The 24,299-nt window shown below is 67.6% G+C and carries 27 protein-coding genes; 23 read left to right on the top strand and 4 right to left on the bottom strand.

The features are described from left to right. Positions 1 to 4: 4 nt before the first annotated feature. The 22 genes from ACLM5J_RS00605 to ACLM5J_RS00500 all read left to right on the top strand — a co-directional run bounded on the left by ACLM5J_RS00605 (position 5) and on the right by ACLM5J_RS00500 (position 19,355). Positions 5 to 1,069, top strand: a complete 1,065-nt coding sequence (locus ACLM5J_RS00605; RefSeq protein WP_413654063.1) for an ABC transporter permease — start codon at positions 5 to 7, stop codon at positions 1,067 to 1,069. Beyond that, entirely contained in the window at positions 1,062 to 1,910 is an 849-nt protein-coding gene (locus ACLM5J_RS00600; protein WP_413654062.1) for an ABC transporter permease, read from the top strand. The genes ACLM5J_RS00605 and ACLM5J_RS00600 overlap by 8 nt, the downstream gene beginning before the upstream one ends. Further along, entirely contained in the window at positions 1,907 to 2,725 is an 819-nt protein-coding gene (locus tag ACLM5J_RS00595; RefSeq protein ID WP_413654061.1) for an ABC transporter ATP-binding protein, read from the top strand. Before ACLM5J_RS00600 ends, ACLM5J_RS00595 begins: the two co-directional genes overlap by 4 nt. Beyond that, a complete protein-coding gene (locus ACLM5J_RS00590; protein ID WP_413654060.1) occupies positions 2,712 to 3,527 on the top strand; it encodes an ATP-binding cassette domain-containing protein in 816 nt (271 codons plus the stop codon). Before ACLM5J_RS00595 ends, ACLM5J_RS00590 begins: the two co-directional genes overlap by 14 nt. Then, complete coding sequence (locus ACLM5J_RS00585; RefSeq protein ID WP_413654059.1) at positions 3,524 to 4,321, top strand: alpha/beta fold hydrolase; 798 nt, start codon at positions 3,524 to 3,526, stop codon at positions 4,319 to 4,321. Before ACLM5J_RS00590 ends, ACLM5J_RS00585 begins: the two co-directional genes overlap by 4 nt. Beyond that, the gene (locus ACLM5J_RS00580) at positions 4,318 to 5,124 is read left to right on the top strand and encodes an enoyl-CoA hydratase/isomerase family protein (RefSeq protein WP_413654058.1); all 807 of its coding nucleotides are present in this window, start codon (positions 4,318 to 4,320) and stop codon (positions 5,122 to 5,124) included. Before ACLM5J_RS00585 ends, ACLM5J_RS00580 begins: the two co-directional genes overlap by 4 nt. Further along, complete coding sequence (locus ACLM5J_RS00575) at positions 5,105 to 5,533, top strand: hypothetical protein (RefSeq protein ID WP_413654057.1); 429 nt, start codon at positions 5,105 to 5,107, stop codon at positions 5,531 to 5,533. The genes ACLM5J_RS00580 and ACLM5J_RS00575 overlap by 20 nt, the downstream gene beginning before the upstream one ends. After that, on the top strand, positions 5,518 to 7,074 hold the full coding sequence (locus ACLM5J_RS00570) for a class I adenylate-forming enzyme family protein (protein ID WP_413654056.1): 1,557 nt from the start codon (positions 5,518 to 5,520) through the stop codon (positions 7,072 to 7,074). The genes ACLM5J_RS00575 and ACLM5J_RS00570 overlap by 16 nt, the downstream gene beginning before the upstream one ends. A 62-nt stretch (positions 7,075 to 7,136) precedes the next feature. Then, a complete protein-coding gene (locus ACLM5J_RS00565) occupies positions 7,137 to 7,826 on the top strand; it encodes a FadR/GntR family transcriptional regulator (protein WP_413654055.1) in 690 nt (229 codons plus the stop codon). A 266-nt stretch (positions 7,827 to 8,092) separates the two neighbouring features. Continuing rightward, positions 8,093 to 8,626: a MaoC family dehydratase gene (locus ACLM5J_RS00560; protein WP_413654054.1), complete on the top strand. Its 534-nt coding sequence runs from the start codon at positions 8,093 to 8,095 to the stop codon at positions 8,624 to 8,626. After that, entirely contained in the window at positions 8,623 to 9,654 is a 1,032-nt protein-coding gene (locus tag ACLM5J_RS00555) for an LLM class flavin-dependent oxidoreductase (RefSeq protein WP_413654053.1), read from the top strand. Before ACLM5J_RS00560 ends, ACLM5J_RS00555 begins: the two co-directional genes overlap by 4 nt. Further along, positions 9,651 to 10,901 (top strand): CaiB/BaiF CoA transferase family protein, encoded by a 1,251-nt coding sequence (locus ACLM5J_RS00550; RefSeq protein WP_413654052.1) that lies wholly within the window; start codon positions 9,651 to 9,653, stop codon positions 10,899 to 10,901. The genes ACLM5J_RS00555 and ACLM5J_RS00550 overlap by 4 nt, the downstream gene beginning before the upstream one ends. Then, a complete protein-coding gene (locus tag ACLM5J_RS00545) occupies positions 10,898 to 12,253 on the top strand; it encodes an MmgE/PrpD family protein (RefSeq protein ID WP_413654051.1) in 1,356 nt (451 codons plus the stop codon). Before ACLM5J_RS00550 ends, ACLM5J_RS00545 begins: the two co-directional genes overlap by 4 nt. Positions 12,254 to 12,269: 16 nt before the next feature. Further along, positions 12,270 to 13,493: a Rid family hydrolase gene (locus ACLM5J_RS00540; RefSeq protein ID WP_413654050.1), complete on the top strand. Its 1,224-nt coding sequence runs from the start codon at positions 12,270 to 12,272 to the stop codon at positions 13,491 to 13,493. Then, the gene (locus ACLM5J_RS00535; RefSeq protein WP_413654049.1) at positions 13,490 to 13,999 is read left to right on the top strand and encodes a MaoC family dehydratase N-terminal domain-containing protein; all 510 of its coding nucleotides are present in this window, start codon (positions 13,490 to 13,492) and stop codon (positions 13,997 to 13,999) included. Before ACLM5J_RS00540 ends, ACLM5J_RS00535 begins: the two co-directional genes overlap by 4 nt. Beyond that, entirely contained in the window at positions 13,996 to 14,469 is a 474-nt protein-coding gene (locus ACLM5J_RS00530; protein WP_413654048.1) for a MaoC/PaaZ C-terminal domain-containing protein, read from the top strand. The genes ACLM5J_RS00535 and ACLM5J_RS00530 overlap by 4 nt, the downstream gene beginning before the upstream one ends. Then, entirely contained in the window at positions 14,466 to 15,614 is a 1,149-nt protein-coding gene (locus tag ACLM5J_RS00525; protein WP_413654047.1) for an acetyl-CoA acetyltransferase, read from the top strand. Before ACLM5J_RS00530 ends, ACLM5J_RS00525 begins: the two co-directional genes overlap by 4 nt. Continuing rightward, a complete protein-coding gene (locus ACLM5J_RS00520) occupies positions 15,611 to 16,036 on the top strand; it encodes a Zn-ribbon domain-containing OB-fold protein (RefSeq protein ID WP_413654046.1) in 426 nt (141 codons plus the stop codon). The genes ACLM5J_RS00525 and ACLM5J_RS00520 overlap by 4 nt, the downstream gene beginning before the upstream one ends. Before the next feature lies 1 nt (position 16,037). Beyond that, complete coding sequence (locus ACLM5J_RS00515; RefSeq protein WP_413654045.1) at positions 16,038 to 17,198, top strand: acyl-CoA dehydrogenase family protein; 1,161 nt, start codon at positions 16,038 to 16,040, stop codon at positions 17,196 to 17,198. Next, a complete protein-coding gene (locus ACLM5J_RS00510) occupies positions 17,195 to 18,058 on the top strand; it encodes an HpcH/HpaI aldolase/citrate lyase family protein (RefSeq protein WP_413654044.1) in 864 nt (287 codons plus the stop codon). Before ACLM5J_RS00515 ends, ACLM5J_RS00510 begins: the two co-directional genes overlap by 4 nt. Then, positions 18,058 to 18,624, top strand: a complete 567-nt coding sequence (locus tag ACLM5J_RS00505) for a cupin domain-containing protein (protein ID WP_413654043.1) — start codon at positions 18,058 to 18,060, stop codon at positions 18,622 to 18,624. Before ACLM5J_RS00510 ends, ACLM5J_RS00505 begins: the two co-directional genes overlap by 1 nt. Beyond that, complete coding sequence (locus tag ACLM5J_RS00500) at positions 18,621 to 19,355, top strand: thioesterase family protein (protein WP_413654042.1); 735 nt, start codon at positions 18,621 to 18,623, stop codon at positions 19,353 to 19,355. The genes ACLM5J_RS00505 and ACLM5J_RS00500 overlap by 4 nt, the downstream gene beginning before the upstream one ends. A 193-nt stretch (positions 19,356 to 19,548) precedes the next feature. Here ACLM5J_RS00500 and ACLM5J_RS00495 read toward each other — a convergent pair whose 3' ends face one another. From ACLM5J_RS00495 to ACLM5J_RS00480, 4 genes are all read right to left on the bottom strand, one after another. Further along, positions 19,549 to 20,970: an HNH endonuclease signature motif containing protein gene (locus tag ACLM5J_RS00495; RefSeq protein ID WP_413654041.1), complete on the bottom strand. Its 1,422-nt coding sequence runs from the start codon at positions 20,968 to 20,970 to the stop codon at positions 19,549 to 19,551. Between the two features lie 75 nt (positions 20,971 to 21,045). Beyond that, positions 21,046 to 22,479, bottom strand: coding sequence for an alpha,alpha-trehalose-phosphate synthase (UDP-forming) (locus tag ACLM5J_RS00490; protein WP_413654040.1), 1,434 nt, complete (start codon positions 22,477 to 22,479; stop codon positions 21,046 to 21,048). Positions 22,480 to 22,483: 4 nt separating this feature from the next. Further along, positions 22,484 to 23,476, bottom strand: coding sequence for an adenylate/guanylate cyclase domain-containing protein (locus tag ACLM5J_RS00485; protein ID WP_413654039.1), 993 nt, complete (start codon positions 23,474 to 23,476; stop codon positions 22,484 to 22,486). Beyond that, positions 23,460 to 23,852: a Crp/Fnr family transcriptional regulator gene (locus tag ACLM5J_RS00480; RefSeq protein ID WP_413654038.1), complete on the bottom strand. Its 393-nt coding sequence runs from the start codon at positions 23,850 to 23,852 to the stop codon at positions 23,460 to 23,462. The genes ACLM5J_RS00485 and ACLM5J_RS00480 overlap by 17 nt, the downstream gene beginning before the upstream one ends. Positions 23,853 to 24,002: 150 nt before the next feature. Here ACLM5J_RS00480 and ACLM5J_RS00475 point away from each other — a divergent pair, with 150 nt between their 5' ends. Further along, complete coding sequence (locus ACLM5J_RS00475; RefSeq protein ID WP_413654037.1) at positions 24,003 to 24,299, top strand: DUF3263 domain-containing protein; 297 nt, start codon at positions 24,003 to 24,005, stop codon at positions 24,297 to 24,299.

Below are 24,299 nucleotides of genomic sequence, written 5' to 3'. Positions count from 1 at the left end.
TCCGGTGGCCCTGAGCACTACACCAGGCGTCGCCGTCCGGAAACCGACGAAGGCCTCCGGTCCGATCCGGCTGGTGCTGGCGCGACTGGGCTTCCTCCTCGCGGCACTCTTCGGGGTGGTGACGCTGTCCTTCCTGTTGGTCAGCGTCACCCCCGGAGACCCTGCCGAACTGATCGCCGGACCGATGGCGACCGAGGCGGAGGTCGACCAGATCCGTGCCGACCTCGGCCTCAACGACTCCATCGGTACCCGGTACGTCGACTACATGTCGGGGCTCGCCCGTGGCGACCTCGGTACCTCTTACTTCTCCAAGCGGCCGGTCAGTGAGGAGATCGCTGACAAGCTCCCGGCCACGCTGGAACTGATCCTGCTCGCCGTCATTGTCGCGGCACTGCTCGGCGTTGCCGTCGGCGCGCTCGGCGCGTACTTCCGGGGGCGCTGGCCGGACAAGGTCAGCCGTCTGGTCACCGGAGTGTTCCAAGCGATCCCGGACTTCTTCCTCGGTCTGATCCTGATCTACGTGGTCTTCTTCGTGGCCGGGATCGCGCCCGCCCCGACCGGCCGGGTCGGCATCTTGGAGACGGCTCCGGAGAAGGTCACCGGATTCTTCCTGGTCGACTCCCTGCTCGCGGGCGACATGGCGCTGTTCGGCTCGGTCGTGCAGCACCTGATGCTGCCGGTACTGACGCTGGGTCTGGTCTACGCGGCGTACTTCGCCAAAACTGCGCGGACCACCATCGGCAAGTCCCTGAACTCGCAACAGGCACAGTTCGCCCGAGCGTTGGGCCTGCGGGAGCGGACCGTCGTCCGGTATGCGTTCGTCGAATCCCGGACCACGATCGTCACCTATGCCGGGGTCATCTTCGCCTCGCTGCTGGGCGGCGAAGCGATCGTGGAACGGATCTTCTCCTGGGACGGCATCGGGCGCTGGTCGCTGGAGGGCATTACCAAGCTCGACATCCCCGTCGTCCAAGGCATGGTCCTGGTAGCGGGAGCGCTGACCCTGATCATCTACACCGTGCTGGACATCGTCATCGGCCTACTCGACCCGAGGATCTCGCATGCCTGAGACTCTTTCTGCGCCCCGGTCGCGGGCATTCCTGAAGCTGATCGGTCAGCACCGGACGGCGGCTCTGGGCGTCGCCTTCATCGCTGTGTTGCTGCTTGCAAGTCTGGTCGCTCCGCTGCCCCACGACCCGCAGGCGACCGATAGCTCAGCCACTCTGCAGGCCCCGTCGGCGGACCACTGGTTCGGCACCGACGGTGCTGGTGCAGATGTTTTCAGCCGGGTCATCGATGCGGCCCGGATGGACCTGTCGCTGGCGCTGGGCGGCACGCTGCTGTCGTTGCTCCTCGGCGTCGTGCTCGGCCTGGCGGCCAGTACCAAGGGTCGCGGCAGCGAGTGGTTGGTGCGTGGCTTGGATGCCTTCCAGGCCTTCCCGCTGTTGATCCTGGCTCTGGCTCTGGTGTCGTTGTCCGGCAACAAGCTGTACATGGTGGTGGTGGCGATCGCCTTGATCAACATCCCTCGTTACATGCGTCTGCTCCGGAGCGAGGTGTTGGCGCTGCGCGAGTCCCGCTTCATCGAGGCGGCGATCGCGATGGGCGCCTCGACGCCGCGGATCACCTTCCGCCACCTGCTTCCCAATGTCTGGGGCGTGATCCTGGTCCAGACGACGTTGACCATCGCCAACGCCATCGTCGTCATCTCGTCGCTCTCCTTCCTCGGGGTTGGGGTGAGCGCGGACAAGTCGTCGTGGGGCGGCATGATCCGCGCGGGCTCCGGCAACATGTCCTCGGGTGAGTGGTGGATCGCGACCTTCCCGGGCCTGGCGGTTCTGCTCTGCGTCCTTGCTTTCAACCAACTCGCCGACGCGATCGGCGACACCACCTCCAGGAGCCACCGATGAGTGATCTGGTGCTCGACGTCGAGAACCTTGCGGTCTCGATCAATACCCCCGACGGCGTGGTGAACCCGGTCAAGGGGATCGACCTCCAGGTCCGACGAGGCGAGATCGTCGGCATCATGGGGGAGTCGGGATGCGGGAAGTCCACCACCATCAAGGCGATCCTGCGGCTGCTCGGTGCGAACAGCACGGTGACCGCTGACCGGATCGACCTTGTCGGTCAGGCCGATCTGACCGCGGTCAGCAAGAAGCAGATCCGTGCGATTCGAGGTCGACACATCGGCTTCGTGGCGCAGAACCCGTTCGGGTCGCTGAATCCGATCTACTCGATCGAGCGCCAGTTCTACGAGTTGCAGAAGGCGCACCGGACGGGAGTCTCGAAGCGGGAGTCACGTGCGATCGCTCTGGAGATGCTCGCCGGCGTCGGCATCGTCGCGCCCGAGCGGGTGCTGGATGGTTACGCCCACCAACTCTCCGGTGGGATGGCGCAGCGCGTGGTGATCGCACTGGCGACGACGCTGGGCCCTGGTCTGCTCTTCGCCGATGAACCGACCACCGGACTGGACGCCACCGTGCAGGCGCAGATCCTCGACCTGATCTCCGGGCTGGTCGCTAGCGAGAACCGGTCGATGGTGCTGGTCACCCACGATCTCGGCGTGATCGCCCAGTACTGCCACAAGGCGGTGGTGATGTACGCCGGCGAGGTGGTCGAGGCCGGCGATGTCCTCGACGTCATGGTCGATCCGCAACACCCGTACACCCAGAAGTTGATCGGGTCCGTGCCCAAGCAAGGGGAGAAGCTCCGTGTCGCTCGTTGAGGTCGAAGCAGCAGTCAAGACGTTCGCCCCGCGGCAACGCGGTGGCGACCCGGTAGGCGCCTTGCGGGAGGTGTCGCTCCAGATCGAGGAGGGGGAGACCCTCGCCGTGATCGGCGAGAGCGGTTCTGGGAAGTCGACATTGGGCCGGGCCGTGCTTCGGCTGCTCGACCTGGATGCCGGGGCCGTCCGGTTCGACGGGGTCGACCTCGGCGGGTTGGATACCCGCCAGCTCCGGGCGCGACGAGCCGACATGCAGATCGTCTTCCAGGAGCCCTACGAATCGCTGAACCCGCGGCTCGCGGTGGGGGCCATCGTTGCCGAACCCCTGGAGATCCATCAGCCGAAGCTCGGCACGACCGCTACCCGCAAGCTGGTCCACGAGACCCTCGATCGAGTGGGTCTGCCGGCGGACGCAGCGCGTCGGCTGCCGGGCGAGCTTTCGGGCGGGCAGCAGCAACGGGTGGGGATCGCGAGGGCGATCATCAACCGGCCGCGGTTCATGGTGCTCGACGAGCCGACGTCGTCGTTGGATCTCTCCGTACGTGCTCAGGTGCTGGCCCTGCTGGCGGAGCTGCAGGAGGACTACAACATCGCGTACCTGTTCGTCTCCCACGACATGCACACGGTCGAATGGGTCAGCGACAGGATCGCGGTGATGTACCTGGGCGAGATCGTTGAAACGGCGCCTACCCGCGAGCTGTTCGACACGCCCGGGCACGCCTACACCCGGACCTTGCTCTCGGCGCGGCTCTCTGCCGACCCACGGGAGAAGCACGCCTACCTCGAGTTCGGACAGCGATGAGGGTGCGCGCCGGGTACGTCGATACCCAGTGGGGTCAGGTGCACTACCGGGCAGTCGGTGGCGAGGGGCCGATGGTGGCGCTGTTCCACGAGTCGCCGCTCTCCTCGATGGTCTACCGCGACGTACTCGAACTGCTCGGCGGCGAGGTTCGGGTGGTCGCCTTCGACACGCCTGGTTACGGGAACTCTGCGCCTCCGCCTCGGGACGGCTTCGAGATCCCTGACTATGCCGCCATCCTGGCGGAGGCGATCAGTCACTTCGAGCCCACCGACCTGGTGGTCGCGGGGGTCCATACCGGGGCTTCTCTGGCCGTCGAGGTGGCACGGTTGCTGCCTGCGCAGACCCGCGGTGTGGTGGCCAGCGGGATCGCCCTGTTCACCCCTGAGGAACGGGCCGAGTACCTGCGCAGTTGGGCACCGCAGCCGGAGATCGATGCCGACGCCTCCCAGTTCGCTTGGGCTATCGAGCGCTACCGGCGGATCTGGCCAGGTCTGAGCCCGCAGATGTTGCACGACGCAGTCCTTCAGGTGAATGCGGTGCTGCCGCGTTACGCCTGGGGGTACCACGCCGCCTTCCGGCACGATCCGGCTCCGGCGCTGGCCGAGCTTCAGGTTCCGGTGTTGCTTCTGGACGCCGAACATGACCTGTTGGCCGAGAAGGATGCCGTGGCGCTCCAGATCGCTCAGGACGCCCGTTTGGTAGTGCTCGAAGGACTGGCCGGCCAACCTCATCTGCGGACGCCGCAGCGCTACGCGGCTGAACTGCTCGCCTTCGTCGCCGAGGTCGCTCAGTGACCGAGGTGCAGCACCTGGCGGTGGATCAGGTCCTCTACGTCGTCCTGGACGGCGAGGCGCAGATGAACAGTCTCACCCCGCAGGCGCTCGACGGTCTGGAGGCAGCGATCACCAGCGCCGAGCAGAGCGACGATCTGCGTGCGATGGTGATCACCGGAAGCGGTGACAAAGCCTTCTCCGTGGGCATCGACATCACCTACCTCGGTGCCTGCTTCGCGAGCCCAGGTGAGGTCTTCCTGCCGTTCATCGACCGGCTCCATCGGGTCCTGCGGCGGCTGGAGGAGCTGCCGATCCCGGTGATCGCGCGGGTCAACGGACTCGCCCGGGCCGGCGGTTTCGAGCTGATCCTGGCGTGTGACCTGGTCGTGGTGGCGACCGAGGCCCGGGTCGGTGACATCCACCTGGAGTTCGGTGTGCCGCCCGGTGCCGGTGCCAGTCAAAGGGCCGCGCGCAAACTCGGTGATCAGCGGGCGAAGGCACTGATGCTGCTGTCGCGGTGGCTGGTCGGTGCGGAGCTGGTGGAGTGGGGGTTGGCCATCGCCGCCGTCCCCCGAGCGGATCTCGACGGCGAGATCGAGTCGATGCTTGCCCTGCTTCGCGGACGCTCGCGACCGGCGATAGCGGTGACGAAGCGGACCATTTCGGCTGCCGCGCAGTTGCCCCTCGCCGAAGGGCTGGCCTACGAGCGTGCGTTGTTCGCGCAGCATCTCGTGGAGACGGAGTCGCCGGCCGAGGGGTATCTGGCCTTCGTGGAGAAGCGTTCGCCGAGTTGGGGGAGGGCCGATGTCGACCATCTTCGTTGAGACGGACGCCGTCGAACTGACCAGCGATGTGGTCAGCGGACTGATCACCGTCGGCGGCTTCACCCATCCGCTCTTCCGGCAGCCGGATGGGCTCGTGGTTGAGGATCCCCCGTTGCCCGGGCAGGCGGTCCTGTTGCTGGCTGGCGGCCTGGTCGAGCAGTGCGGCGTCCTCGACGACGCGGTAGCGATGGTCGAGATGCGTTCGGCGCGCTTCCACCGGATGGTGCGTGCGGGATCGAGGTTGCGGGTCCGCGTCGAGCCGGGCGAGGCGCGGGCAACGCGATCCCAACGATGGGTACAAGAGTTCGTTTGGCAGGTGCTGGACGATGCGGGCGCACTGGTAGCGACCGTTGATGTGGTGATGCTGATGCAGACGAAGGTGGAGGGTTCGACGTGGGAACCAAGCTGAACATGGCGAGTGGGATCCGGGAGTTCGCACGGGCAACGCCGCAGGCGATCGCAGCTGTGGACGGTGAGCGGTCGTTGACCTTCGCGGCGATGGACGAGCGCTCGGATCGGTTGGCTGCGGGGCTGATCGCCGCAGGTCTTGGGTTCGGGGACCCGGTTGCTGTGCTGTCGGGAAACCGGATCGAGTACTTCGAGATCGCGACGGCGCTGGCGAAGGTCGGGATGCCGATGGTCCCGCTGAACTCGCGCAACTCTGCAACCGACAACGCCTACATCCTTGGGCATTCTCAGGCCCGCGCGATCATCGTGGACCCGGTGTTGGCGCCCAACGTCGACCTGTCGTCGGGCGGCTTGGGGCTGGTGCTGTGCCTCGATGTGGCTCCGTTCGGCGAGGACTACGAGCACTTCCTGAGCAGTCACGCGCCGTACCCCGAGCACCCTGACGTCGGTGGCGATGACACCTTCTGTATTACCTACACCTCGGGCACCACGGGGCGACCGAAGGGCGTCGAACTGAGCCACACGGGCCGGGTACTGACGGCGTACGGAGCGGCGATCGATTATGGGCTGGGGCCGGGCAAGGTCACGATGGCGGTCGCACCGCTCTACCACGGCGCCGGGTTCTCCTTCGGCTTCGCGGGACCGCAGTTGGGAGGTCAGGTCCACGTGATGCGTTCGTGGGACCCCGAGCTCTTCCTGCGGATGCTGGAGGAGTCACGGACCAACACGGTCTTCCTGGTGCCGACCCACGCTCAGCAGATCCGGCGGGTCGTCGACTCTCCCGCCGACTCCTATGACCTGTCGGCGTTGGAGACGCTCTACTTCAACGCCGCGGCGCTTCCCGTGGAGCTGAAGGAATGGGTACACCGAGCTTTCCCCGGGGTGGGGATCCACGAGCTCTACGGTTCTACCGAGTGTTCGATCGTGACGGATCTGCGCCCGGGGTACTCCTTGGCCAAGGCCGGAAGCGTCGGGCACCCCTGGTTCATGACCGAGGTGCGGTTGCTAGATGACGCCGGCCAGGATGTTGCGGCAGGTGTCCCCGGTGAGCTCTTCGCCCGTTCGCCCTTGCTGATGAAGGGCTACCTGAACGATCCCGAAGCTACGGCGGAGGCCACCACCGCGGACGGTTTTGTCACGGTGGGCGACATCGCGGTCCGCGACGACGAAGGTTTTATCTCGATCGTGGACCGCAAGAAGGACATGATCATCGCCGGTGGGGTCAACATCTTCCCGCGGGAGATCGAGGAGGTGGCCGCGCGGCACGACGACGTGGATGAGGTCGCCGTCGTCGGCGTTCCGGACGCTACCTATGGCGAACGGATTGCGGCATTCGTCGTACCTCGTAAGGGGGCTACGGTGGACACTGGTCTCTTGGAGGAGCATGTGCGTTCCTCCGTGGCGCGCTATAAGGTGCCGCGCGAGTGGCACGTGGTGGAAGCGCTGCCGCGTAACGCAGGTGGCAAGATCTTGAAACGTCAGATCCGAGACGACTATGTACGTGTGGCACGTGGCGCCACCGAGGCAGGGGGCACGGCATGACCGAGCGGCTCACGAGTGACTTGACTGCCCGCCGTCGTGGTTCGTCCACCGACGCTCTGGCGGTGAGCAGAGTGCGCCCGGCCTATCAGCAGGTTGCCGATCAACTCCGCGAGCTGATCCTCAGCGGCTCCTTGACCTCGGGCGATCGCCTTCCGCCGGAGGCTGAGCTGGCCGCGACGTTCGGGGTGAGCCGGAGCACGGTGCGCGAGGCGCTGCGGGTGCTGGCGTCGCGGGATCTGATCCACACGACCCGAGGAACGACCGGAGGCACCTTCGTCAGCGAGGTTCAGCCGGGGAAGGTCAGCGACTACCTGGAGACCAGTATCGGTCTGCTCAGCGGCAGTGCTGGGGTGACGGTCACCGAGATGTTGGAGACGCGGGAGGTCTTGGAGGTGCCGGCCGCTCGGCTGGCCGCGCTCCGCCGCGGCGATGAGCACCTGGTCGCGATGCGGGAGGCGATCGAGCGGGAGACGTCGTCGCGTGGGCGGGCGGGCAGGTTCACCGAGCACCGTTCGTTCCATCAGGCGATCGTCGAGGCGTCCGGCAACGGCCTGCTGGCGATCGTGACCGAACCCGTCTACCGCGTGCTCCAGAACAAGTTCCTCTCCCCGGATGTCCCGGATTCGTTCTGGGCCGGTGTCGACCACGACCACGAGGAGATCCTCGCGGCGATCGAGGCCGGAGACGCCGATCGAGCGGCTGCGGCGATGCAGGAGCATCTGACCGGACTCCGCGGGGCCTACACCGACTAACGGTCCCGACGGCGTCTTGCGACGCCGCCAGGACCCGCCAGCCGCGTGCGCTGACATCCCTCCACGGCGAGGGAGGTCAGCGCAGCGCGGCTTCTCGGCGTTGTCGCGCGACGTCGAAAACTCGCCCGCCTACATTGGTCCAACCTTTCAGTCAAAGCGAGAAAAGATCTCCACTTTCACGCTTGACATCTCATATGTCTGACTTTTAGGGTCGTGGTGATGGGAGCCGAGTTGTTCGGCACTGGAGACGGTGGAGAGGCGGGCGCATGCCAGCGAAGGCAGGATGGACGGGGCGGTTCTTTGAGGACTTCGAGGTGGGCGACCTCTACCAACATCCGCTGGGGCGCACCATCACGGAGTACGACAACATCTCGTTCACGTTGCTGACGATGAATACGAACCAGATGCACTTCAACTCGGCCTACGCGGAGAAGTCCGAGTTCGGCAAGCCGCTGGTCGTCTCGACACTGACCCTCGCGATCGCGGTGGGGCAGAGCGTCACTGATCTGACCCAGAACGCCTTCGCCAATCTGGGCTGGGACGACATCAAGATGACCCACCCGGTCTTCGCCGGCGACACGATCTACAGCGAGTCGATCGTGCTGGAGAAGCGCGAGTCCTCGACCCGCCCGCACGCCGGCATCGTCACCGTCCGGACCCGGAGCCTCAACCAGAACGGTGACGAGGTCTGCGCCTTCAAGCGCACCTTCTACGTCTACAAGCACGGTGCGGCCCAGTTGGAAGGGATCTTCCCCGAGGCGAAGGAGCCGCTCACCCTTGAGGCCGAGGCGACTCGATGAGGATCACCTACCAACCCTGGGGAGAGACACTCGCGGAGTTGGTCGACGCCGGGCGGCGCGCGGAGCAGGCCGGCGCCGATGTGCTCTGGGTCTCCGAACTGCACCGTAGTGCCACGATCACCGCCGCGGCGCTCGCGCACGGCACCGAGACCGCCAGGATCGGCACGTCGATCGCGCTCGCCTTCACCCGTAGCCCGATGACGACGGCGCTGGAGGCCCTCGATCTCGACGAGATCGCCGACGGCCGCTTCATTCTCGGCCTCGGTACCGGGGTGCAGCGACTGAACGAGGACTGGCACAACGCCCGCTGGGGCAAGCCGGTCGGCCATATCCGCGAAACCGTCCGCAACGTCCGGCACTTCGTGGCGAACGCGACCTCGGGAGCGGAGATGTCGCTCGACGGGGAGTTCGAGCCGATGCGAATTCGCGGCTACGAGCGCCCCTTCGCCGTACGCCGGACCGAGATCCCGATCTATCTCGCCGCGATGGGTCCCGCGATGACCCGGTTGGCCGGGCGCATCGCCGATGGCTGGATCAGCCACGAGCTCTGCTCGCCGCGCTACCTGGCGGACCGGGTCCTGCCCGAACTGGAGAGTGGCCTGACGGCCGCGGAGCGTAGCCGTAGCGAGATCGACGCCGTCGTCTCGGCCTGTTGCTCGGTCGACAACGATCCTGCCGAGGCCCGCCGCCGGATCGCCGGACTGGTCGGCTTCTACGCAAGCGTTCGGACCTATGCCGACTTCTTCGCCTTCCACGACCTTGCCGAGGAGCAGCAGGCGGTGATCGAGGCGTTCCGTTCCGGGCGCGGAGCCGACTACCTCGCCGACGCGGTCTCGGATCGCATGATCGAGGCGCTGACGATGACCGGGGACCGGGACCAGGTCGCTGCGCAGATCCTGGGCTATCAAGGCCTCGCTGACGCCGTGAAGTTGAGTCCGCCGACCCATGGCATCTCGGCCGCCGACACCCGACAAGCACAGGACCAGATCATCGCGATGATCGCTGAGGTCAAGGAGAACGTGGCATGAATCCGCTCGCAGACATCCGGATCATCTCCCTCGAGCAGTACGGGGCAGGCCCCTTCGGCAGCGTGCACCTGGCAGATCTCGGCGCCGAGGTGATCAAGGTCGAGGACCCGCGCGTCGGCGGAGACGTCGGCCGGTACGTGCCGCCCTACGGCGAGGGTGAGGACTCCCTCTTCTTCGAGACCTTCAACCGCAACAAGCAGTCGATCTCGCTCGACATCTCGACGCCGGCGGGGCGCGAGGTCTTCGAGGAACTGGTCAAGAACGCAGACGCCGTCTACTCCAACCTGCGCGGCGACGTCCCGGAGAAGATCGGGATCACCTACGACCAGCTCAAGCACCTCAATCCGGCGATCGTCTGCTGTTCGTTGACCGGCTTCGGAATGACCGGTCCGCGTAAGAACGAGCCGGGCTACGACTATGTCCTGCAAGGGCTTGCCGGGTGGATGGATCTGACCGGCGAGCCGGACGGGCCACCTACCAAGTCCGGCCTCTCCTTGGTCGACTTCTCCGGCGGTTACGTGGCGGCGCTGGCGTTGATGGCGGGTCTCCACGCGGCCCGCCGCGACGGCGTCGGGATGGACTGCGACGTTTCGCTCTACGACACGGCGATGTCGATGCTGACCTACCCTGCGACCTGGCACCTCAACGCCGGCTACACGCCGACGCGGACCCGCCACTCCGCGCACCCGTCGTTGGTCCCCTTCCAGGCGTTCGAGGCCAAGGATGGTTGGTTCGTCGTCGGGTGCGCCAAGGAGAAGTTCTGGGCGCGGCTGGCCGCTACTGTGGGCCACCCGGAGTGGGCGGAGGAGGGGTCTCGCTTTGCGACGTTCGCGCTGCGTCAACAGCACCAGGCGGAGCTCACCGCCCTGCTGGAAGAGATCTTCGTGACCCGCACGGTCGACGACTGGCTTTCGCAGTTCTACCCGGCGGGCGTCCCGTGCGGGCCGATCAACGACGTGCCCTCCGCGTTGAAGGAGCCGCACACCGTGGCCCGCGACCTGCTGGTCACCACCGAGCACCCGCGCTTCGGCCAGCTGACCCAGGTCGCCTCACCGGTTCGGGTGGGCAGCGAGAAGCCGAGCTACGTCCGGGCTCCGCTGCGCAACGAACATGCGCAGCGGGTACTCCGTGAGGTGGCTGGCTTCGACGCCGAGAAGATCGCGCAGTTGCAGGCGGCCGGTGCTTTCGGTGCCGCCGCGCTCGACCCACACCCCGACGGCACCGAGACCGTCGCCGCAGCACGATGATTGCTCGGCGGCTGGCGGAATGGGTCACCGAACCGGGGCCGATTCCCGAAGCGGTGGATCGCGCGGCCAGCCGGCACCTCGCCGACGGCCTTGCGACCGCGCTGGGCGCGGTACGCCGGAGTCAGGGCGGGCCAGCGGTCACGGTGGCATCCGGGCTCGGTGGCCCGCCCGAGGCGACGGTCCTCGCCGGCGGAGCGAAACTGTCGGCACCCGCTGCGGCTCTGGCCAACGGCACGCTGATGCATGCGTTGGACTTCGACGACACGCATGCCGGCGGGCTGGTGCATGCGACCTCGGTCGTGGCACCTGCGGCGTTCGCCGTCGGCGAGCAGGTCGGCGCCACCGGCCGTGAGGTGTTGAGTGCCGCCGTGGTCGGCTACGAGGTGGTCTGCCGGATCGCGGCCGCTGCCCCGAACGGCTTCCACGCTCGCGGGGTCCACGCAACGATGGCGGCCGGCGTCTTCTCGTCCGCTGCGGTCGCGGCCCGGCTGATGGCGCTCGATGCCGAGACCACGACCCACGCGCTGGGCATCGCCGGTAGCCAAGCAGGCGGCCTCCTCGCCTTCCTTGCGACAGGGGCCAGCACCAAGCAACTGCACCCGGGCTTCGCCTCGCAATCGGGCATTCTGGCAGCACGTCTGGCCGCCGCGGGAGCGACCGGACCCGACACCGTTCTCGACGGCCCAGCGGGCCTCTTCGACGTGCTCACCGACGGCACTGCCGCACCTGAGTCGGTGGTCGCCGAGTTGGGAGAGCGCTGGGAGACGACCAGGATCGGGATCAAGCCCTACCCTGCCTGCCAGTTGTCCCATGCCACACTCGATGCGGTTCTTGCCGCCCGGGCGGCGAACCCCTTCAGCGTCGAGGAGATCGTCGCGGTTCGGGCTGACGTACATCCGGACTCGGCGGCTGTGGTCTGCGATCCGAACCGGGACCTGAGCCGTCCCGCCAGTGACTATGCGGCCAAGTTCTCGCTGCCCTGGAGCGTTGCGGCGTTGATCGTGGACGGCCACCTGGGTCTGGACAGCTTCACCACCGCGTCGATCGCCCGTTCCGATGTGGCCGACCTGGCAGCGCGGGTACAGGTGCGGGTCACCGGGGCCGGAGGCTTCGCGGCTGCAGATGCGATCGGCCGCGTCGAGCTGCAGTTGTCGGACGGACGGACCATCCACGGAGAGGTACCGCGCAGTGCCGGCGGGCCCCAGAACCCACTCAGCGACGAGGCACTGACCGCCAAGGCGAGCGGCTTGCTCGGGCAGGACGCGACCCGCTTGTTCGAGCTCGCCCGCGACCTGCCTACTGCTCCTGATCTTGAAGCCCTGTTGGGCGCGATCGCCACCACCCTTGATTGAGAACGAGGTTTCTAACGTGACCCTGGACGCCATTCGCCCGGCCGAGTTCCCGTGGTTCCCCTATGAAGGCTTCACCTTCTGCCTGGGGCTGACGGAAGGCGACAACGCCTGGACCTCCGGCCATACCGCTGCGCGCTTCGACCCGGCGGTGGGCAAGATGACCGTGGCCGGCTCGATGGAGCAGCAGGCTCGGATCGCCTACCAGAAGTGCCTGGCCATCCTGGCCGGTGCCGGATTCGGGCCCGAGGACGTCACCCGGGTCAGTGAGAACATCACGGTCGCAGGCCTGCACGCCTATGAGGACGCGGCCGGGGTGCGCCAGGAGTTGTTGGGGGACCGGCCGACCGTCCGCACCGTGATCGTGGAACGCCTGGTCCGTCGAGCGGCTTGGATCGAAGTGGAGTTGCACGCCGTCAAGGGCGGCGGAAGTCAGCTCCGGGCCGCTTCCGAAGCACGCGAAGCGGGCACCTGGCAGGCGTCCGCCATCACCGAGGGCCAGGACGGCACGGTCTATCTGCCGACGGTCACCCCGATCGACGATCAGGGGGAGGTGGTCTTCCCCGGCGACTTCGTGGCGCAGTACCGCTATGTTCTGGAGAAGGCCGACTCGCTCCTCGAGTCGGTGGGCCTGACGCTCGGGAACGCCGTCACCACCTACGACTACTCGACGCCCGAGACCCGGGAGGTGTACCGCGGGACGCACCGGGTCCGCAAGGAGTTGCTGGGTAACAACGACGCTGGCGTCTACCCGGGTGCCGGCGGCATCCTGATGAGCAACCTGCACGCCCCCGGTGCGCTGGTGGCGATCGATGTGACCGCCTCGCGGCACCCGCTCGAGCTGGTGAACCCGGGCTGGTCGCGGTACGACACCCTGACCTACGCCCCGGGCGTGAAGGCCGGGCGCACGCTGTTCATGTCGGGGTTCGCGGCACTCGATATGGAGTCGCAGCAGGCCGTCCACGCCGGAGATCTCGGGGCGCAGGCGGAGGTCACCTTCGCCTCGATCCTGCAGTTGCTCGCCCATGCCGGGCTCGGCCCGGCGGACCTGCTGGAGACGACCGAGTACTGCGTGGAGTCGGCTGTCGGCGACTACAAGGCGGTTGCCGAGGTGCGGGAACGTCTCCTCGGCCCGCCGTGGCCGGCATCGACGGGCGCGCTGTGCCACAGCCTGCTGCGGCCCGAGTTCCTGCTTGAGGTGTTCCCGACGGCGCTGTACCCGGCCCAGGCGGATCAGGCATGAGTGAGAACTCCTTGTTGACCGAGGAGGTGCTCGCCCTCAAGGGGCGCAGCGCCACCTATCTCGCACCCGAACCGGCCGGCGCTGCCTCCGGACGGTACTTCGGACTCGCGATCGGCGACGACAACCCGCTCTACTCGGACGCGGAGTACGCGCGCTCCGTCGGCCTGGCGGGGGTCACCTGGCCGCCGACCTTGATCTGCGAGACGAACCAGTACGCCGGGCTGCCGATCGACGCGGACGGCTACGCCGGCCACACCTGGGGCCTGGAGATCCCCGGTACCCGGCAGGTGCGTGGCGGCAACGCCTACACGTTCCATCGCCGGGTGCGTCCGGAGGACCGGATCGTCGCGGTCTGGTCGATCGACGACGTCGTCGGCAAGGTCAACGGCGCGGGCCAGGAGATGGTGATCATCACCTCGACGGCGCGTTACGCGACCGACACCGGAGAGCCGTTGGCCGAGAACACCGAGACGATCATCTTCGTCGGACTGGAGAGGCGCGGATGAACGCCATCGAGGAGCAGGCCGGCCACCCGGCGATCGCGGTCGGCGACGCCGTCCCCGTGCTGGAGCGCACGATCACGTTGGTCGACATGATCGCCTACGCCGGCGCGACGTGGGACTTCTACAAGTCTCACTACGACCCCGCCTTCGTGGCCGAGGCGAAGCTCCCCGCTCCGATCGTGGACGGACAGGTCTTCGGTGCGCTGCTGGTCGAGCAGTTGCAGGATTGGCTCGGCGCGCGCAGCTTCGTGCACCAGTTGGCCTTCACCTTCAAGAACCTGGTCTTCGCTGGGGAGACGGTGCGCTGTGAAGGCACGGTCACCGCGGTCTCCGATGGAGAAGTGAGCGTAGACCTTCAGGTCGTCGTCTGTGATCCGCAGGGCGCCGTCGACCGGGTCGCGGTGAGCGGCGGCCGGGCAGTGGTGCTGCTCGGCCAGGCTGACGGCCCCGGTGCTGCCGGGGTTCCGCGATGAGCACCGGCGTGGCGATCGTCGGCGTCGCCGAGAGCGATCTGGGGGTGACCGGCAAGTCGATCCTCACCTTGCAGAGCCAAGCCGTCACCCGCGCGCTCGCCGATGCCGGACTGACCCTTGCGGACGTCGACGGGATCGCCACCACGGGCATCTCCCGGTTCTCCGCGACCCAGTTGGCCGATTACTTCGCGATCACTCCGCGCTGGTGCGACTCCACCTTCGCCGGGGGATCGGCCTACGAGATGATGGTGGCTCGGGCGAGCCAGGCGATCCAGGCCGGGCAGGCCTCGGTGGTGGTGATCTCCTTCGCCTCAAACCAGCGTTCGGCGAACTCGCGCAAACTCGGCGGCGTCCATGAACCGTGGATCCCCGAGGCCCAGTTCGAAGAACCGTACGACATGCTCTACCCGTTGTCGTACTACGCCATGACGGCGCAGGCCTATCTGCACCGTTACGCCAAGACGCACGAGCAGTTGGCCGAGATCGCTGTGGCAGCCCGCGAGTGGGCATTGCTCAATCCCAAGGCGTTCCGCTACGGCAAGGGATCGATCACGGCTGCCGACGTGGTCGGCGCGGCCCCGATCTCCTCGCCGCTCACCGCCGCGGACTGCTGCCTGGTCACCGATGGCGGAGGCGCCGTCGTGCTGACCTCGATGGAGCGCGCCCGGGACCTGGCCAAGGCTCCGATCGAGGTCCTGGGCTACGGCGAACGGAGCACCAACACCTCCTTCACGGTGCGCGATGACCTCACGGTGCCCGGAGCGGAGGAGGCTGCAGCCGACGCCTACGCCCGGGCCGGAGTCGCTCCGGCCGACATCGACGTCGTACAGGTCTACGACTCGTTCACGATCACCGCCGCGCTCAGCGTGGAGGCGCTCGGGTTCTGCGCTCGCGGTGAGGCGCTGGACCTCATCGCCGACGGCACGATCCGCCCCGGTGGTGCGCTGCCGTTGAACACCAACGGCGGCGGTCTCTCGTACTGCCATCCCGGGCAGTACGGGGTGCTGCTCCTGGTCGAGGCGGTGCATCAACTGCGCGGCGAGTGTGGTCCGCGCCAGGTGCTGGGCGCGGAGATCGCTGTGGCGCACGGTACCGGCGGCATCCTCTCCACCCACGCCACTGTCGTTCTGGGGGCATCGCGATGAATCTCGACAACGTGCCCGAACCCGACGACGTGACGGGGGACTGGTGGGCAGCGACCCGCGAACACCGACTGCTGGTGCAGCGCTGCCGTGCCTGCGCCCACCTGCAGCACCCGCCACGAGCATTGTGTACCGGTTGCGGCTCGATGGCCGACCTGGAGTTCGTGCCAGGAAGTGGTCACGGCACCGTCGATGCCTGCACCGTGGTGCACCGCGCCCCGCGCCCCGACGCGACGGCGCCCTACGTGGTCGCCCGGGTCCGGCTCGCTGAGGGCCCGATCCTGCTGACCCAGTTGCATGGCAGCGATCCGGCCTCGTGGCAGATCGGCGCCCCGGTGAGTGTGGCCTGGGTGGATCTGCCCGATGGCCGCGCGCTGCCGGTCTTTACCTCCCCAACGTCGTCATCGAATCGACAGGACAGCTGAGATGGATTTCAACCTCAACGAGGATCAAGCCGAGTTCAAGGCGCTGCTGCGCCAGTTCGTGGACAAGGAGATCGTTCCGGTCGCCCGCGAATGGGAGCAGGCCGGCCGCTACCCGACGGAGATCGTTGCCGGGATGGCAGAGATGGGCCTGTTCGGGATCACGGTGCCTGAGGAGTACGGCGGTCTCGATCTCGACCCGGTCTCCTTCGCCTTGGTCTTCGAGGAGATCGCACGGGGCTGGATGGGCATCGCCGGCATCCTGGGCTCGCACTCGCTGGCCTGCCGTCTGATCGCGATGCACGGTACCGAGGAGCAGAAGCAGAAGTACCTGCCGGAGCTGGCCACCGGACAACGACGCACCGGTATCGGTCTCACCGAGCCGGACGCGGGGACCGATCTGCAGGGTATTCGCACCACGGCCCGCCTCGACGGCGATCACTACGTCGTCAACGGCGCGAAGATGTGGATCACCAACGCCCGCTACGCGAACCCGTTGCCTGTGCTGGTGAAGACGGATCCCTCCGCCTCGCCGGCGCATCGAGGGATGAGTGTCCTGCTGATCGAGTCCGATACGCCCGGGTTCGAGGTCACCAAGGACATTCCCAAGCTCGGCTACAAGGGCACGGAGTCCTGTGAGATCTTGCTCGACAACGTCCGCGTGCCGGTTTCGCAACTGGTGGGTGGCGTCGAGGGCAAGGGCATGCAGCAGGTGCTCTCAGCCCTGGAGTGGGGCCGGGTCAACATTGCCGCCCGCTCGGTAGGTATCGCGCAGCGTGCCCACGATGAGGCGCTGGCCTATTCCCAACAGCGCAGGGCGTTCGGGCAGCCGATCTCCGATTTCCAAGCGATCCAGCTCAAGCTCGGCGAGCTCGGTACCCAGGTCCAGGCGGCCCGGCTGATGGCCTACTGGGCGGCCGACGCCGTCCGCACCGGTCGCGCCGACGGCGCCACCGGGATGGCCAAGATCTTCTGCTCCGAGGTTGCGCTGCAAGCCGCCATCGATGCCATGAAGGTGCACGGCGGCTACGGCTACTCCACCGAGTTCGAGGTGGAACGCCTCTATCGGGACTCCATCTTGATGAGCATCGGCGAGGGCACCAACGACGTGTTGCGGACCGTGGTTGCCAAGTCGCTGATCAAGGGCGAGACGGTCGTTCGATGACCGAGCGGGTTCTGCCGCGAAGCTACCTCTACGTTCCCGGCAACGCTGCTGAGAAGTTGGCGAGGGCCGCCCAGCTCGGTGCGGACGCGCTGATCGTGGACCTGGAGGACGCCGTGCCTCTCGCGGAGAAGGATGCTGCGTTGGAGGCTGTGTGCCGCTGGCTGTCGGCGCAGCCGATCGCTGAGGGCCCCGAGATCTGGGTGCGGATCAACTCCGGTTCGCGACGACGCCAGGAAGTCCGCGCGTTGGCGGGAGTCGCAGCCCTACGGGGGCTCGCCGTCGCCAAGGCCGAGTCCGAGGTCGAGCTTGCGGAGATAGACGCGGAACTGTCCGCGGCGGGCGACCACGAGACCCTGTTGATGCCGTTGTTGGAGTCGGCGGCCGCGGTCCTCGCCGCGCCTGCGCTGGCGGCTTCGGCACGGGTATGCCAGCTCCAGATCGGCGAGGTGGATCTTGCCGGTGACGTGGGACTGGAACCGGGGAGCGACGAGGCGGAGCTTGCTCCGCTCCGGGCGATGGCGGTGCTGGCCAGCGCGGCGGCAGGGATCCAGCCGCCGCCCGCACCGGTCTCGGTGATCACGAAGGACCCGGACGCCTTCCTCACCTCGACGCGACAAGCTCGCCGTCAGGGCTTCGTTGGGCGCTGTTGTATCCACCCGGCCCAGGTGGCCCTGGTGCACGAGGTGTTCGCCCCGACCGAGGCCGAGGTCGCCGAGGCGGAGAGCGTGATCGCGTTGCTGGCCAAGGCAGAGGCGGAGGGCAGCGGCGTGGTCCTGGACGCTGCGGGGCGGATGATCGATGCCGCCGTGCTCCGCCGAGCGCGCAAGATCCTGGCACTGCACGCGCAGGCGGTCGGCTGATGGCGCGGCCGGAGGCGGTTCACCTGCATGACGGTGACCTCAGGTGGCGGAGCGTGCCGATGCCGGGCGCCAACCGTGGCATCGACGTTGTGCCCCTGGCCTCGGCGCAGGGCCGGACCACCATGGTTGCCCGGTTCCCGGCGGGCTTCGAACGCGCCACCCCCGGCGGGTATCTGGCGGCGGAGGAAGTGGTGCTGCTCGATGGCTTCCTCGAGTTGGAAGGCGTCCGGTACGGGGCCGGTAGCTGGCTTCACATCCCGGCCGGCTTCCGACGCACTGAGATGCGCTCGGCCGACGGCGCCACCGCGCTCGCCTGGTTCGGTGGCGCGGTCGACTTCCTGACGCCGGAGGAGTTGCCGGAGGTCGTCGACCCGATCACCTCACGCGATCTCGGCTCACTCGCGGTCGGTGCTTCCTGGCAGACGCCGGAGTCAACGTGGCGGCTCGGTACCGCCGCGGATCGTGGCCAGGACGAGGAGTATCTCGACGTCCAAGGTGCGGGTTGGGCCCGCGCTGCCACCGTGGTTGCTGACTCCGATCGGCTCCTGTTCCGGACACCGCGGTGACGTTCAGCCCCGCCTGGGCGGGATTCGCCGGGGTCTTCGGTGGTCGGGTGATCGCCGAGTTGGGGGCTGCCGCCGTCGCGGACCCGCGGCTCGGCGAAATGTCGCTGGTCTCGCTGGTGGCGCAGTTCAGCGCGGCGATCGACGTGGGACGTGGCGACGTCGAGGTTGAGGTCACGCATGTCGGTCGGGCCTCTGCCAGCGTTTCGGTGCGACTCGTCCAGGAGCGGCTGCGAGCTTCGGCCGAGGCGAAACTGGTGCGCAGTGGTGATCCATCGGTGCAGCAGCCGTGGGTGGTCAACGATCGTCCGGAGCCTGACGAGATCGCCGAGTTCGAGCCGCCCTACGGCGAGATGGCCTACGCAGACCTGGTACGGATCAGGGTGATCGACCATAAGGTGCGCGACGGCCTACCGAGCACCCGCTGTTGGGTGAGTTTCGACGAAGCCGCGGCTGCGGTGGGCGAACTCGACCCAGCCGGCCGGGCGGCGGCGCTGCTCGATGTAGTGCCGCCGGGACCGTTCTTCACCGAGCCGCGTCCATCGTTCGTGCCGACCATCGACTTCGCTCTCAACCTCGCGCCGAGCCCGCCGGTCTCTGCGGACGGCTGGTACTACACCGAGGCCACCACCCTGTGGCGGAACTCTGGCTACTGCGCCGAGTCCACCACGCCGTGGACCTCCTCGGGTGAGTTCGTGGCTCGGGGGACCCAGAACCGCCGCATCGTTGGTTAGGCGGCTAGGCCGATAGCCGATAGGCGGCGAGTTGGCTAGGCCGCTAGCGGCGGCCCGCGAGTAGTTGTCGTCGAAGGAGTGGGTCTAGCGCGGTCGGGTCTAGCGCGGTCGGGTCGCGTGCGCCCGGAACGCTGCTCAGGCGCGCCGCAGCCTCCGGTGACCGTGGGGTTCCGGAGGGTGCGGCGTTGTGGGGTTAGTCGAGTTGGATGGTGCCGAGGGCGGTGACCAGCCAGGCGTTGTGGTGGTGGTCGGTCCAGAGGTAGTTGCCGTCTCGGGTGCGTTGGTATTTCCATCTGCCGTGGGTCTTGGTGAGGTGGTGGCGTCTACAGAGCGGGGCGAGGTTCTCGGGTGTGGTTTGGCCCGGTGGTCCCGTCTTGTCGTAGGCCGTGATGTGGTCGAGGTCCGCGTCCGCGGCTGAGCGGGTGCAGTGCGGGAAGACGCAGTGCGGGTCGCGTTGGCGGACCTGCTCGACCATCCAGGCCGGTGGGTCGTGGCGGTCGACGGCACCGGTGCGGTTCAGATCGATCACAGGGGTAATGCTCGCGATCGAGCCGTGGCGCTTGAGCCAGTCTTCAAGCTGGGTTACGAGGATCGGGCCGAGGCGGTCCGCGTCGGCGATCCGAAGTTGGTCGTCGTTCGCTGCATCTTCACCGGAGTGGGTGGTGCCAGCAGCGTCGCGGGCCTCGGGTGCGATCAGGGCGTCCAGTGCGAAGAGGTCCGCGAGCGTGGTGTGCACGAAGATCCGCAGCCCGCGCCTGCCACGACGGGAGCTACGACCCGCGGCGTCCGCGCTGCCTGCGTGGTCGGCTGCCTCGAAGTCGAGGGTGTCGTGGGTTTCGGCGATCGAGCCGAGCGCCTTGGCCTTCCGCTGGCCGAGGGTGTCCGCATCCCCAGCGCGACGGAGCTTCTCGGCTTCTTCACAGACCAGGTCGTGGAACCGAGCCAGGTCAAGCGAGTCACCGACCACATCCAACGTGGACGTGCCGGACGCGGTGCCCTCGGGCCCGTACTTGTGGGTGAGCGTCACATCCCAATCGGTCTTGGACAACGGACCCGTCTTGTCGCGGATCAGGTCGGGGCGGAACTTCGCGACCGCCATCGCCAGCGTCCGCTCGATGGTGGGCCAGCCGTAGCGTTCACCGGTAGCTAACTGCTGGTCGAACCAGGCAGCGGCCTCGGCGGAGAGTTTCCTTGTCAGTTCGGCGACTCGACGGGCTTTCCAGCCCGGCACGTCCAGGAGTTCGACCTTCGCCCAGAGCCGCGGCAGCCGGTGGTGCAGATCCAACGCGTCGGCCAACAGTGACAACGCGCCGAACCGCGAGATGCCGGAGGCGGCGGCGAACTCTTCGGCCGCGAACGCAGCAACAGCTGGAGTGCCTGCGCCGCCGATCACGTCGTCCAACTCCAGGGACGCCAGAGCCGGGTCGTCGCACCACGAAGCCGCGCTACCGCCGTCCACTACCGGGTTCAAGACACACCATTGGTGCGCCAACCGCAGTTGGCGCCGTGCCGCGACCAAGGCTCGTTCCTTGTTCTCCGAGATCACCGCAAGCAAGCAGCCCGCATCGAGGTCGGTGACCTCATACGGGACGTGCCGGGCGTCGATCTCGATCATGAGAACAGTCCATCACCACCCTCCGACAGTTCGAACCCTGTCGCGGTCGAGCGGCTGGTGCTGGAACAGCGCCACCTACAGCGCGGCGAGGAAACTCGCCGCCCAGTGGCTGACGTCGTTGCCGTGCAGGTAGCGGCGCATCGCGGCCATCCGGCGGGCACGTTCCTCGGGCGGAGACTGGACGGCCGCGAGGATCGCTGCTTTCATGCCGTCGATGTCGTAGGGATTCACCTGCCAGGCTTGGCGGAACTCTGCCGCCGCGCCGGCGAACTCCGAGAGCACCAGTGCCCCGTCGTTGTCGAGGCGGCAGGCGACGTACTCCTTGGCGACCAGATTCATTCCGTCCCGGTACGGAGTCACCACCATGATGTCGGCGGCCAGGTAGAGCGCCGCCATCTCGTGCTGTGGATACGACGAGTGCAGGTAGGCGATCGCCGGCGAACCGATCTGGCCGAGGTCGCCGTTGATCCGGCCCACCAGGCGGTCGACGTCGTCACGTAGCAGGCGGTACTGCTCGACGCGCTCGCGTGATGGCGTGGCGACCTGGACGAAGACGGTGTCGGTCACGTTGAAGTGGCCCTCGGCCAGAAGCTCCGAGTAGGCGCGCAACCGGGGATAGATGCCCTTGGTGTAGTCGAGCCGATCGATGCCGAGCAGCACCTGTTTCGGATTGCCCAGTGCGACGCGGATCTCGGCGGCCCGGGCGATCACCGACGGCGACTCGGCGAGCGCCTGGAACGCTCCGACGTCGATGGAGATCGGGAAGGCGGCCGCCCGTGAGACCCGGCCGTCGGGCAGGTGGACCGAGTTGCCCTCGGTGTGGTGCCCGACCCGCTGCTTGACCAGGCGGACGAAGTTGTGGGCTCCTCCGGAGAGTTGAAAGCCGACCAGGTCGGCGCCCAGGAGACCCTCCAAGAGTTGTCGCCGCCACGGCAACTGGCCGAAGAGTTCCGTGGGCGGGAACGGAATGTGTAGGAAGAACCCGATCTGGAGATCGGGGCGGAGTTCGCGGAGCATCGCCGGGACGAGCTGCAGCTGATAGTCGTGCACCCAGACCGTGGCGTCGGGCGCCGCCACCTCTGCAGTCTTGACGGCGAAGCGCTGGTTGACCTCGACATAAGCCTCCCACCACTCACGGTGGAACTCCGGCTTGGCGACAAGGTCGTGGTACAGCGGCCATAGGGTGCCGTTGGAGAAACCCTCGTAGAAGCCCTCGATCTCCGCCGCGTTCAGATTGATCGGGACCAGGGTCAGCCCGTCGACCTGGAACGGGTCGCCGTCGGGCTCCGCGGACTCGACGCCCGGCCAACCGATCCAGGCGCCGTCATGGCTGCGCATCACCGGCTCCAAGGCGGAGACCAGGCCACCGGGGGAGCGGCGCCAGGTGAGCGAGCCGTCGGGTGCGGTGACCTGGTCGACGGGCAAGCGGTTGGCGACGATCACGAGATTCGCGTGGCCTGGCACGTCTTCGACCCTAGCCGGGTCCGGGTGGGGAGGACCAGCGTTCATCGGTTCACTCGCGCGCGGGTCGGGGCCGTCGCAGCGACCAGGCCTCGAGCCGGGTGTAGCCCTTCACCGGAACGATCCGCCACCGGCGGACCCGGAGCTGGTCGTGGTCGACGACGTCCGCGAGTGCGCGGTTGATCAGCACCCGACCGGGCCGGGCCAGCGAAGTGAGCCGGGCCGCGATGTTGACCGGCTCGCCGAAGACGTCGCCGTACCGCTCCAGCACCTCGCCGTGACCGAGGCCGCAGCGCACCTGGGGGAACTCCTCGTCGGTGTCGTGGCGTTCGGCCAGAGCGAGCGCGATCTGGGCGGCGCCGTCGGGGTCGTCGCAGACGAAGAGGACCTCGTCCCCGATCGTCTTGATCACCCGACCGCCGTGCTCCACGACGGTGGCGGTGGTGACCTGCTCGAAGACCTCGACCATCCGTTCCAACTCGTCGGTGCTCATCGACCGGGTACGCCGGGTGTAGCCGACGACGTCGACGAACCCGACGCTGAGCGGCACCGACTCCTCGGGGCTGCCCCGGACCAGCAACCTGCCCGCGGCACTGACCAGGTGGCGTCGCCAGATGTGGCTGTGCACCTGCTCCATCACCGGGAGGAGTTCGTCGGCGACCGCCTGCAGCAGCGTCAGGTCCACCTCGGGGGCGTCCTTGAGCACGGTGTCGGCGAGCTCCGCGATCTCCCACTCGGCGAGCCGGGCGAAGGTCCGGCCCACCGTGCGGGAGATAGCGCTCTCGGCCTGCTGGTCGATCATCCCGAGGTTGAGCAGTTTCTCCAGCGCACGCAGGGCCTCGACGTCGGCGTCGACGAAGAGCACGGCGTCCTCGTCGGTGGCCGGCGGGAAACCGAGTGACTGCCACAACTCGCGCGCGCGATCGGAGTCCACCCCGCTCAGTGCGCTGACGTCACTCCGGCTCAGGTGCGGTTCCTGGCCGAGCAGCGTCAGCAGGAGGCCGGCATAGAGCTCCTCCGCCGGCAGCTCACGGAAGTCGTTCACGAGTGGTTTGTTCCAGGGCGTCGCGGAAGCGCGGCGAGGCGTCGATCAGTTCCCGGACGGAGTCGGCGGTGAAGTGGAGCACCTGCAGGGCGGTCAGCGACACCACGCTGGCGTTGCGGAGCTTGTGTGCCACGATCGCGGCCTCGCCGACGGTGTCACCCGGGCCGAGGCGGGCGATCTCCACACCTTCGCGGCGGACCGAGACCTCGCCGTCGAGGATCAGGTACGCCTTGTCGGCCGGCGTCTTCTCCCAGATCAGCGACCAGCCCTCGGGGATGGTGACGGCGGTGCCGGCGTTGGCGATCATCGCGACGTCGGCGTCGCTGAGGTCATCGAAGCGCGAGAGCTGGTGCAGGCGGTCGGTGGTGGTGGGCATCGGGATCCTCATCGTCGAAAAGCGGGCTCCCCTCCCGCACGCATCTTCGCATGCGGGGGACTCGCCGGGGAACGAATGACAACGATGTGGTTCGGGTGCGTAGACTGACCGGAGCCAGAGGCTGTCGAGAGCACAGAGGGGTCGAGCCAGATGGACGCTGCAGAGTCGATCACCACCAACCAGGTGACGAACGACGGCACGCTGTCGGAGCGGGACGCCGACATCTTGGAGTTCGAGCGTCAGTGGTGGAAGTACGCCGGGGCCAAGGAGCAGGCGATCCGCGAGCGGTTCGACATGTCCTCCACCCGGTACTACCAGGTGCTCAACGCGCTGATCGACAAGCCGGAGGCGCTCGCGGCCGACCCGCTGCTGGTCCGTCGCCTGCGCCGTCTGCGCGCCGCGCGCCAGCGTCAGCGCTCGGCTCGCCGTCTCGGCTTCGAGGTCTGA

The sequence above is a fragment of the Nocardioides sp. Bht2 genome, from assembly GCF_047308515.1.
Lineage (GTDB): Bacteria > Actinomycetota > Actinomycetes > Propionibacteriales > Nocardioidaceae > Nocardioides.
Note: the sequence above shows the minus strand (reverse complement) of the source record. Positions and strands in the feature narration are given on the sequence as shown.

Coding starts and splice junctions, on each gene's coding strand:
- ACLM5J_RS00600 (WP_413654062.1), top strand. CDS start 1,062: ATGCCTGAGACTCTTTCTGCGCCCCGGTCGCGGGCATTCCTGAAGCTG.
- ACLM5J_RS00595 (WP_413654061.1), top strand. CDS start 1,907: ATGAGTGATCTGGTGCTCGACGTCGAGAACCTTGCGGTCTCGATCAAT.
- ACLM5J_RS00585 (WP_413654059.1), top strand. CDS start 3,524: ATGAGGGTGCGCGCCGGGTACGTCGATACCCAGTGGGGTCAGGTGCAC.
- ACLM5J_RS00575 (WP_413654057.1), top strand. CDS start 5,105: ATGTCGACCATCTTCGTTGAGACGGACGCCGTCGAACTGACCAGCGAT.
- ACLM5J_RS00560 (WP_413654054.1), top strand. CDS start 8,093: ATGCCAGCGAAGGCAGGATGGACGGGGCGGTTCTTTGAGGACTTCGAG.
- ACLM5J_RS00555 (WP_413654053.1), top strand. CDS start 8,623: ATGAGGATCACCTACCAACCCTGGGGAGAGACACTCGCGGAGTTGGTC.
- ACLM5J_RS00550 (WP_413654052.1), top strand. CDS start 9,651: ATGAATCCGCTCGCAGACATCCGGATCATCTCCCTCGAGCAGTACGGG.
- ACLM5J_RS00545 (WP_413654051.1), top strand. CDS start 10,898: ATGATTGCTCGGCGGCTGGCGGAATGGGTCACCGAACCGGGGCCGATT.
- ACLM5J_RS00535 (WP_413654049.1), top strand. CDS start 13,490: ATGAGTGAGAACTCCTTGTTGACCGAGGAGGTGCTCGCCCTCAAGGGG.
- ACLM5J_RS00530 (WP_413654048.1), top strand. CDS start 13,996: ATGAACGCCATCGAGGAGCAGGCCGGCCACCCGGCGATCGCGGTCGGC.
- ACLM5J_RS00525 (WP_413654047.1), top strand. CDS start 14,466: ATGAGCACCGGCGTGGCGATCGTCGGCGTCGCCGAGAGCGATCTGGGG.
- ACLM5J_RS00520 (WP_413654046.1), top strand. CDS start 15,611: ATGAATCTCGACAACGTGCCCGAACCCGACGACGTGACGGGGGACTGG.
- ACLM5J_RS00515 (WP_413654045.1), top strand. CDS start 16,038: ATGGATTTCAACCTCAACGAGGATCAAGCCGAGTTCAAGGCGCTGCTG.
- ACLM5J_RS00510 (WP_413654044.1), top strand. CDS start 17,195: ATGACCGAGCGGGTTCTGCCGCGAAGCTACCTCTACGTTCCCGGCAAC.
- ACLM5J_RS00505 (WP_413654043.1), top strand. CDS start 18,058: ATGGCGCGGCCGGAGGCGGTTCACCTGCATGACGGTGACCTCAGGTGG.
- ACLM5J_RS00495 (WP_413654041.1), bottom strand. CDS start 20,970: ATGATCGAGATCGACGCCCGGCACGTCCCGTATGAGGTCACCGACCTC.
- ACLM5J_RS00490 (WP_413654040.1), bottom strand. CDS start 22,479: ATGAACGCTGGTCCTCCCCACCCGGACCCGGCTAGGGTCGAAGACGTG.
- ACLM5J_RS00480 (WP_413654038.1), bottom strand. CDS start 23,852: ATGCCCACCACCACCGACCGCCTGCACCAGCTCTCGCGCTTCGATGAC.
- ACLM5J_RS00475 (WP_413654037.1), top strand. CDS start 24,003: ATGGACGCTGCAGAGTCGATCACCACCAACCAGGTGACGAACGACGGC.